Raw genomic sequence first — 8,818 nt, forward strand, 5'->3', positions numbered from 1 at the left:
TTGTCTCTGGCTCTCTTCCGCCGCTTTTGCCTCTCCTCCCCCCCCTCCCCCCTCCCCCCCCCCCCCCCCCCCCCCCCCCCCCCCCCCCCCCCCCCCCCCCCCCCCCCCCCCCGGGTCGGCACCGGTGCCGGGCGCCATGGAGGGGAACCCCCGGAGGGCCCGCACCGGTGCCGGGCGCCATAGAATCGCCAGGTGAACGACCCCCTCCGCACAGCCCTGGCCGAGCTGCTCGACGGCCTGCCCCCCACGGAGGTCACCGCCGCCGTGGACCGGCTGATCGCCAACTACCGCGGCGACACCCCGACCCACGCGCCGATCCTCCGCGACCGCGCCGACGTCGCCGCGTACGCGGCCTACCGCATGCCCGCCACCTTCGAGGCCGTCCACTCCGCGCTGGAGGCGTTCGCGGCGACCGTCCCCGACTGGACGCCCGGCAGCCATGTCGACGTCGGTGGCGGCACCGGCGCCGCCACCTGGGCCGTCACCGCGACCTGGCCGGGCGAGCGCAGCGTCACCGTGCTGGACTGGGCCGAACCCGCCCTCGCCCTCGGCCGGCGGATCGCCGCCGCCAACCCGGCCCTGAAGGACGCCCGCTGGCAGCGCGCCCGGATCGGCAAGGACCTCACCCTGGACGACACCGACCTGGTCACGGTGTCGTACGTCCTCAACGAACTCGCCGAGCCCGACCGCGCCGCCCTCGTCGACGCCGCCGCCGGCGCCGCGCGGACCGTCGTGATCGTCGAGGCCGGCACCCCCGCCGGCTACGACCGCGTCATCGAGGCCCGAGACCGGCTCGTCCGGGCCGGCTTCCGCATCGCCGCCCCCTGCCCGCACAGCGCCGCCTGCCCCATCGCGCCCGGCACGGACTGGTGCCACTTCTCCGCCCGCGTCGGCCGCTCCTCCCTGCACCGCCAGGTCAAGGGCGGCTCACTGGCGTACGAGGACGAGAAGTTCTCCTACGTCGCCGCCACCCGGCTGTCCGCCGAACCGGCCCCCGCCCGGGTGGTCCGGCGCCCGCAGATCCGCAAGGGCCAGGTGCTGCTCGACCTGTGCGAGACCGAGGAGCGGCTGCGCCGGACGACGGTCACCAAGCGCCACGGCGACCTGTACAAGGCGGCCCGGGACGCGGACTGGGGTGACGCCTGGCCGCCGTACGACCCCACCTCCTGACGGGTGTCGTAGCCCGCCCCGCCGCTTGTTACTTTCGACCCCATGGTCAGCAAGCCCGCCCCCGACGCCACCCGCCGCAGCGAGAAGTCCCGCCGGGCGATCTACGCCGCCGCCCTCGCCCTGGTCGCGGAGGTCGGCTACCCGAAGACCACCGTCGAGGCCATCGCCGCCCGGGCCGGGGTCGGCAAGCAGACCATCTACCGGTGGTGGTCGTCCAAGGCGGACGTCCTGCTGGAGGCGTTCCTGGATCTCGCCGAGCAGGCGCCCCGGGCGGCGGGGCAGGAGGTGGACGCCATCCCGGACACCGGTGACCTGGCCGCCGACCTCAAGGCGGTGCTGCGGGCCACGGTGGACGAGCTGCTCGACCCGCGCTTCGAGGCGCCGTCGCGGGCGCTGGCCGCAGAGGGGGTGGTCAACGAGCAGCTCGGTCGCGAGGTCGTCGCCAAGCTGTTGGAACCCCAGCTTCAGCTGTACGTCGCCCGGTTGCGCTCGGCCCAGGAGGCGGGGGCCGTACGAGCCGACATCGACCCCCGGATCGCCCTGGAGTTGTTCGTCTCCCCGCTCGCGCAACGCTGGCTGCAACGGAGCGGGCCGATCTCGTACGCGTACACGGACACCCTCGTCGAGTACGCGCTGCACGGAATCGCCCCGCACTGAATCCCCCGCACTCAATCGCCCGCAGACCCACCTGAATCGCCCGCACTGAATCGCCCACCCACCCACCGGTGACTGTCGGCCACTCGCCCGCGGCGACCCCCCGAAGCACGCGAAGATGGGACGATAAGGCATGCTGTCCGCACACCAGCGAGGCGACCACCAGACCGAGGGGATAGATGAGCGCGACGTTCGGCGGCCGGAGCGGCCGGCAGGGCAAACTCTCCCAATGGCTGCTAGGACGCCGCCCGAAGGAGGCCGCCGCCGACGACAGCGGCCGTGAGACCCTGCTGCTCGCCGCCGCCGCGGCGGGCCTGCCCCTCGCCCCCGCCGCGCACCCCGCGGACGGCTACCGCTGCTCCTGCGACCGCGTGGGCTGTCCCACCCCGGCCCGCCACCCGGTGTCGTTCGCCTGGCAGACGCAGTCCACCACCGACCGCGCCCAGATCGAGCGCTGGGCCCGGCACCAGCCGGCGGCGAACTTCATCACCGCCACCGGCATGGTCCACGACGTGCTGGACGTGCCCCTGGAGGCCGGCCGGGAGGCCCTGGACCGGCTGCTCGGCTCCGGTGTCGAGGTCGGCCCGGTCGCCGAGAGCGACGACGGCCGCATGCTGTTCTTCACCCTCACCCGGGGCACCCCCGAGGACGAGGACGAGTGGTGGCCCTGCGAGCTGGACTGCCACCCCGAGACGATGGACGAGCACCCCGGGCTGCGCTGGCACTGCCGGGGCTCCTACGTCCTCGTACCGCCCGCCCGGCTGCCCGGCGACGCCGACCAGCGGGTGCGCTGGGTGCGCGGCCCGGAGCAGCCGCTGCCGGACCCGCTGACCCTGCTGGAGGCGCTCACCGACGCCTGTGCCCGGCACGCGGGCACCGAGAGCGGCCACCCCGGCGCGGCCTGGCCCCTGCACCACTGACGGGCCGGCGGGACCCCTCGCCCTGCTCGCCCTACTCGCCCTGCGCGGACGTCAGTCCCTGGACCCGCCCCAGCATGCGCACCGGGCCGCTGCCGGCCGGGTCGAGCACGGCCTCGTTGGCGATCGACTCCAGCGTCAGGGACTGCTTCACCTCGCCCTTGATCAGGGCTTGCACGTCCTTGTTGGGGACCGGCACGGTGGCGCCCGTGTAGGCGGTCTGCTTCTCGTAGTGGTGCGTGGTGAAGAACACCAGCGCCCCGCCGTCCGCCGTGCGCAGCGCGAGCGGCGCGTAGTCGCCGTGGCCGAGCGGTTCGTCGATGAACTGCCGGACCAGGCCGGGCTTCTTGGCCTCCTTCGCGCGGTCCGCGCGCAGCCCGCTGGTGTCGCGGCCGTCCGCGAAGGTCTTCCCGCCGTTCTTCAGGTAGTCCGCGTACGTCTTGCTCAACTCGTCCGGCCGGACGGCCAGTCGCGAGGTGTCGGCCGGTACGGCCTCGGCCCAGCCGTCCTTGTCCGTCTTGAACGCGGGTACGGTGCCGGGGGCCATGAGCGTCAGATAGGCCACCTGCCAGCGCTCGCCGAGGCCGCCCCGGGTGAAGACCAGCACCCAGCGGAAGTTCCCGCCCTTGTTGCCCCGGGCGTCGGCGACGAACCAGCGGGGCCAGCCGGCCTTCTTCGGGATCGTGATCTTCACGTCCGTCAGCGTCAGCGGAGTGTGGTTCGCGTTCCCCGACGGGCTGTTGACGTGCCCGGCCGTCAGCCGGGCGGAGTCGATGTCGGAGAGGGCCCCGGTGACATAGGGCGCGTCCAGGGAGCTGTCATAGGCCTTGTCGGCCTTGTTGTACGCGTCCGTGAACGCGGTGAGCGCCTTGGCGGCCTCGGCGCGGGTGGCGGCGGGGAGCACCACCCGTTCCCCGTGCACCACCACGCATCCGCTCGCGGTCAGCGACAAAGCGGTCAGCGAGGCCGCTATGAGTGCGTTCCGGTCACGCCTGCGAAGCCGTCGACGGCTGCGTTCCCTGGTCATCGGGCTCCTTCACCTTCCCCTTTCCGGAGGCGAACCCTACCGGGGAGAGGAACAGCGCGAGCACCGGGACCAGGTACAGCGCCCACACCGTGATCTGAAGGATCGTCGGGTCGGGCTGGAAGTTGAACACGCCCTTCAGCAGGGTGCCGTACCAGCTGTCGGGCGGGATGACGCCGCTGATGTCGAAGGCCAGGTCGGTGAGGCCCGGGATCCAGTCGGCCTCCTGGAGGTCGTGGAAGCCGTACGCCAGCACGCCCGCCGCGACCACGACCAGCATCCCGCCGGTCCAGGTGAAGAACTTGGCCAGGTTGATCTTCAGGGCACCCCGGTAGAACAGCCAGCCGAGGAGGACGGCCGTGGCGAGGCCGAGAGCGACGCCGAGCAGCGGGCGCGGGGTGCCGTCACTCGCCGCGTGCACCGACGCCCACACGAACAGCGCGGTCTCCAGGCCCTCCCGGCCCACGGCGAGGAACGCGGTGGCGACCAGCGCGCCCGTACCGAGGGCGAGGGCGGCGTCCAGCTTGCCGTGCAGCTCCGACTTCAGGTGCCGGGCGGTGCGCCGCATCCAGAACACCATCCAGGTCACCAGGCCCACGGCGACGATCGACAGGGAGCCGCCGAGCGCCTCCTGCGCCTGGAACGTCAGCTCCTGCGAGCCGAACTCCAGGGCGCAGCCGAAGCCCATGGCGATGGCGATCGCGATGCCGATGCCGGTCCAGATCGGCCTCAGGGCGTCCCGGCGGCCGGTCTTGACCAGGTAGGCGATCAGGATGCAGACGACGAGCGACGCCTCCAGACCCTCGCGCAGGCCGATCAGGTAGTTGGAGAACACGGGCTACGCCTCCTTCGAGAACAGCGTGCGGCCCCACCAGTCGCCGGAGTCCCGGACGCCGGGCGGGATCGCGAAGACCGCCGAACCCACGTGCTGGATGTACTCGTTGAGCGCGTCGTGCGCGGCGAGGTTGCGCTGGAGCGGGATGAAGCCCTTGCGCACGTCCCGCTGGTAGGCGAGGAAGAACAGGCCCGCGTCCAGGCGGCCGAGGCCGTCGGTGCCGTCGGTGAAGGAGTAGCCCCGGCGCAGGATGGTGATCCCGTTGTTGGAGTCGGGGTGCGCGAGCCGCACGTGCGCGTCGGGCTTCATCGCCTTCAGGAACGGCTCGTCGTGCTCCTTGGCCTTGCCGACCGGGGCGCCCTCGCGCTTGTCCCGGCCGAACACGTCCTCCTGCTCCTGGAGCGAGGTGCGGTCCCAGGTCTCGATGTTCATGCGGATGCGCCGGGCGACCAGGTACGACCCGCCGGTCATCCAGTCCGGCCCGTCCTCCTCGCCGACCCACACGAACTTCTCCAGCCGGCCGGTCTCGGTGCCCGCGATGTTGCGGGTGCCGTCCTTGAAGCCCATCAGGTTGCGCGGGGTCTGCGCGTCCGGGGTGGTCGAGGAGGTCTTGCCGAAGCCGAGCTGGGACCAGCGGATGGCGACCTTGCCGAAGCCGATGCGGGCGAGGTTGCGGATGGCGTGCACGGCGACCTGCGGGTCGTCGGAGCAGGCCTGCACGCACAGGTCGCCGCCGGTGCGGGACCTGTCCAGGTTGTCGCCGGGGAACTTGGGCAGGTCGACCAGGGCCTCGGGCCGCTGGTCACCCAGTCCGAACTTGTCGAAGAGCGACGGCCCGAAACCGATGGTCAGCGTCAGCCGGGACGGCTTGAGCCCGAGCGCCTCACCGGTGTCGTCCGGCGGAGCCTCGGGGAGCCCGCCGTAGGCGCCCTCCCCGACCGCCTTCCCGGCGGTCATCCGGCGGGCCGCCGCCGTCCAGTCCTTGAGCATCTGGACGAACTCTTCGCGGTCCTCGGTCTTCACGTCGAACGCGGCGAAGTGCAGCCGGTCCTGCACCGGGGTGGCGATGCCGGCCTGGTGGGCGCCGTGGAACTCCACCGCGCCGCCGGTCTCGGCGGCGGCCGGGTCGATGTCGTTGCCCGCCTTGGTCATCGCCACGGCCCCGCCGGCCGCGGCGGCCCCGAGCGCGAGCCCGGCACCGCCCCAGCCGATCAGCGCGCGGCGCGACGGATTGCTGCCCTGGGTCTCGGTCATCGCCCTTGCCCCCCTTGCTTACTTCACGACCGCGGCGGCGAGCTTGGACAGCGGCTCGGCGAGCGCGTTCACCGCGTCCGACAGCTCCTTGCGCTGGTCCTTGGTGACCTTGTCGTAGGAGACGAAGTCGTAGGACGTCTTGTCCGTCCGGTACTTGTCCAGCAGCGTGTCCAGCGCCGCGAACTGCTTGTCGAGTTCCTTGGTGAGCGCCGGGTCGTTCTTCGCGGCGACCGGCTTCAGCAGCTCGTACGCCTTCTGGGCGCCCTCGACGTTGCCCTTGAAGTCGACCAGGTCGGTGTGGGCGTAGCGGTCCTCCTCGCCGGTGACCTTGCCGGTGGCGACCTCGTCCAGCAGCTCCTTGGCGCCGTTGGCCATGGAGGTCGGGGTGATCTCGGCCTTGCCGACCCGGCCCTGCCAGTCCTTGAGGTCCTTCAGCAGCTGGTCGGCGAGGGTCTTCTCCTCGGTGCCGATCTTCTTGTCCTGCCAGAGGGCCTTCTCCAGCCGGTGCCAGCCGGTCCACTTCTGGCCGGCCTCCAGGCCGTCCTCGCGGACGTCGACCTTCGGGTCGATGTCACCGAAGGACTCGGCGACCGGCTCGGTGCGCTCCCAGCCGAGGCGGGAGAGGCCGTAGGCCTTCTTCGCGGCTTCCAGGTCGCCGTCCTTGACCGCCTTCACGAAGGTCTCGGCCTTCGGCAGCGTCTCGTCGGCCTGGTCCTGGGCGTACTCGCGGTACTCGGCGACGGCCTGGTCCAGCTTCGGGTCGCGCTTGGCGGTGCTGCCGCCGCCGGTCACGGTCAGCTTCTGCCGGACGCCGTGGCCCTTCATGCCGGGCCGGCAGGCGATCTCGTACGAGCCGGCCTTCACCTCGGCGGTGAGCGTGTACTTGGTGCCGGGGCCGATGTTCTCCTTCTCGGAGACGATCCGGTCGTCCGGGAACAGAATCTCGACCTCGGTCGCCTTCGAGCCCTTGTTCTCGATCTTCAGCGTGACCTGCCCGGCCGGCACGGACTTGCTGGAGGTGTCGCACGTCGAGTCGGCGGCGGTGACGTGGATGGCGTCACCGTCCTTGGCATCGCTTTTCGCGGTGCAGGCCGAGAGGGCGGTCAGAGCCGCCGCGGTGGCGGCGGCGGTGACGGTCAGTCGGACGGCGCGCATGCAGGCTCCAAGCGATCTGGTCTGGTGAGGCTGCCCTAACTTACATGAGGCTTACCTCACCGATACCCCTCGGGGCCGTGATTCAGCTCTCACGGAAAGATCACAGACACGGCTTGATAGCGCCGTCTCAAAAGCGACGGCAACAAACGGCAAAGGGGAGGCCAACGAGTGGCAGGAGGCGGTCGCCGGGGCCGCGATGCTTCAATTCCCCGGTGACTGACTACGACGTACTCCGCGTCTTCTGCGGGCCGGACGGCGGCTACGGCAACGAGCTGGGCGTCGTCCGCGACGGCTCGGTGGTGCCCGAGCGGAGCGACCGGCAGGCGCTGGCGGCCAAACTGGGCTTCAGCGAGACCGTGTTCGTGGACGACCCCGAGCGCGGAGTGATCGACATCTATACGCCCACCCTGCGCCTGCCCTTCGCCGGTCATCCCTGCGTGGGCACGGCCTGGCTGCTCGACGTGCCGGAACTGGTCACGCCCGCCGGCGTCGTCGGGACCCGCCTGGACGGCGAGTTCACCTGGATCGAGGCCCGCCCGGAGTGGGCGCCCCCGCGCACCCTGCGCCAGTACGCGAGCGCCGCCGAGGTCGAGGCCCTGGACGTGCCGCCGGCGGGGGAGTGGATCTACGCGTGGGCCTGGGAGGACGAGGCTGCCGGGCGTGTCCGGGCCCGCGCCTTTCCTGGCCGCGACGACGGCATCCAGGAGGACGAGGCCACCGGTGCGGCGGCGCTGCTGCTGACCGACCGGCTGGGCCGGGCGCTGAACATCACCCAGGGCAAGGGCTCGCAGCTCCTGACCGCCCCTCAGCCGCACGGGTGGATCGAGGTCGGGGGACGGGTCCACCTGGAGCGCTGACGCGTACGCGTGCAGCCCGTGCGCCGGCTCACTCACCTCGCTGGAGAACAACGTGACCTGGGCCGGTGCCCACTGTAGCGACTACCTGCGCTGATCCGACCCGGGTCCCGTCCCGCACGCGGCGGGGGACCCGGTCGTGCAGGGCTCAGGCGGACCGCCGGAACTCCTCGCCCAGGGCCCGGAAGACGCCCGTGTTGAGCGCGAACGCCCGCTCGCACTCGGCCACGACCCGCTGCTTCTCCAGGTCGTCGACCGCGATCCCGTCCAGCAGTTCGCGGTAACCCCGCTTGAACGCGGCCGGGTTGGCGATCCGCTCGAAGACGTAGAAGCGGACGCCGTCGCCGTTCCTCGCGAAGCCCCACGTCTTCTCCGCCGTGTCCCGGACGATCTGCCCGCCGGACAGGTCGCCCAGGTACCGGGTGTAGTGGTGGGCGACGTAACCGCCCGGCCAGCGCTCCGCGCACTCCCGCACCCGGTCCGCGTACGCCCTGGTCGCGGGCAGGGCGCTCAGGCCCGCCCGCCAGCCAGGACCGCGCAGATGGGCCAGGTCCCGCTCCAGCGCGGGCAGCCGGAAGAGTTCGGGCCGGACGAACGGGCCCGCCACCGGATCCGCCGTCAGCCGCCCGGCCGTGGTCTCCAACGCGTCGTAGACGAACCAGAGTTGTTCGGTGTACCGGGCATAGGCCGCCACGCCGAGCCGGCCGCCGAGGAGGTCGCTCATGAACGGCGAGGTCCGCACCGCCGCGTGCTGTGCGTGCGAGGCGGTGCGGATGAGGGACGAGAAGGAGTCCATGAGCACGTCCTCTTTGCCGACAACCTGTCGGTAAAAGCGTACAAGAAAAAGCCCGCCCCGGCAGGGACGCTGTTGGTTTATTCCGCCCCGCTGGATCTCATTCAGCGGGGCGGAGTGCTGCGAAGGGTGAAACGCGGGTCTTGGCGAGTGGTCTGCCGG

General features: G+C 71.8%; 9 protein-coding genes. 4 read left to right on the forward strand and 5 right to left on the reverse strand.

Annotation, left to right across the window (positions count from 1 at the left end; translation table 11 throughout):
* Positions 1 to 192 precede the first annotated feature (192 nt).
* From ACZ4WH_RS43605 to ACZ4WH_RS43615, 3 genes are all read left to right on the forward strand, one after another.
* Complete coding sequence (locus ACZ4WH_RS43605; RefSeq protein WP_468191791.1) at positions 193 to 1,170, forward strand: small ribosomal subunit Rsm22 family protein; 978 nt, start codon at positions 193 to 195, stop codon at positions 1,168 to 1,170.
* 42 nt (positions 1,171 to 1,212) lie between these two features.
* Positions 1,213 to 1,827, forward strand: a complete 615-nt coding sequence (locus ACZ4WH_RS43610) for a TetR/AcrR family transcriptional regulator (protein ID WP_468191793.1) — start codon at positions 1,213 to 1,215, stop codon at positions 1,825 to 1,827.
* A 176-nt stretch (positions 1,828 to 2,003) separates the two neighbouring features.
* On the forward strand, positions 2,004 to 2,744 hold the full coding sequence (locus tag ACZ4WH_RS43615) for a bifunctional DNA primase/polymerase (RefSeq protein WP_468191796.1): 741 nt from the start codon (positions 2,004 to 2,006) through the stop codon (positions 2,742 to 2,744).
* Between the two features lie 31 nt (positions 2,745 to 2,775).
* Here the strand turns inward: ACZ4WH_RS43615 and ACZ4WH_RS43620 are convergent, their stop codons facing one another.
* The 4 genes from ACZ4WH_RS43620 to efeO are packed head-to-tail and all read right to left on the reverse strand — an operon-like array spanning position 2,776 to position 7,009.
* Complete coding sequence (locus ACZ4WH_RS43620; RefSeq protein ID WP_468191800.1) at positions 2,776 to 3,768, reverse strand: SCO2278 family lipoprotein; 993 nt, start codon at positions 3,766 to 3,768, stop codon at positions 2,776 to 2,778.
* The gene (gene efeU / locus ACZ4WH_RS43625; RefSeq protein WP_468191802.1) at positions 3,728 to 4,600 is read right to left on the reverse strand and encodes an iron uptake transporter permease EfeU; all 873 of its coding nucleotides are present in this window, start codon (positions 4,598 to 4,600) and stop codon (positions 3,728 to 3,730) included. The genes ACZ4WH_RS43620 and efeU overlap by 41 nt, the downstream gene beginning before the upstream one ends.
* A 3-nt stretch (positions 4,601 to 4,603) precedes the next feature.
* The gene (gene efeB, locus ACZ4WH_RS43630) at positions 4,604 to 5,854 is read right to left on the reverse strand and encodes an iron uptake transporter deferrochelatase/peroxidase subunit (RefSeq protein WP_468191805.1); all 1,251 of its coding nucleotides are present in this window, start codon (positions 5,852 to 5,854) and stop codon (positions 4,604 to 4,606) included.
* An 18-nt stretch (positions 5,855 to 5,872) separates the two neighbouring features.
* On the reverse strand, positions 5,873 to 7,009 hold the full coding sequence (gene efeO / locus ACZ4WH_RS43635; RefSeq protein ID WP_468191808.1) for an iron uptake system protein EfeO: 1,137 nt from the start codon (positions 7,007 to 7,009) through the stop codon (positions 5,873 to 5,875).
* 212 nt (positions 7,010 to 7,221) lie between these two features.
* Here efeO and ACZ4WH_RS43640 point away from each other — a divergent pair, with 212 nt between their 5' ends.
* Positions 7,222 to 7,866, forward strand: coding sequence for a PhzF family phenazine biosynthesis protein (locus ACZ4WH_RS43640; protein ID WP_468191811.1), 645 nt, complete (start codon positions 7,222 to 7,224; stop codon positions 7,864 to 7,866).
* A 145-nt stretch (positions 7,867 to 8,011) separates the two neighbouring features.
* Here ACZ4WH_RS43640 and ACZ4WH_RS43645 read toward each other — a convergent pair whose 3' ends face one another.
* Complete coding sequence (locus ACZ4WH_RS43645; RefSeq protein ID WP_468191815.1) at positions 8,012 to 8,659, reverse strand: biliverdin-producing heme oxygenase; 648 nt, start codon at positions 8,657 to 8,659, stop codon at positions 8,012 to 8,014.
* Positions 8,660 to 8,818: the final 159 nt, after the last annotated feature.

Source organism: Streptomyces sp. NPDC029138, from assembly GCF_055564375.1.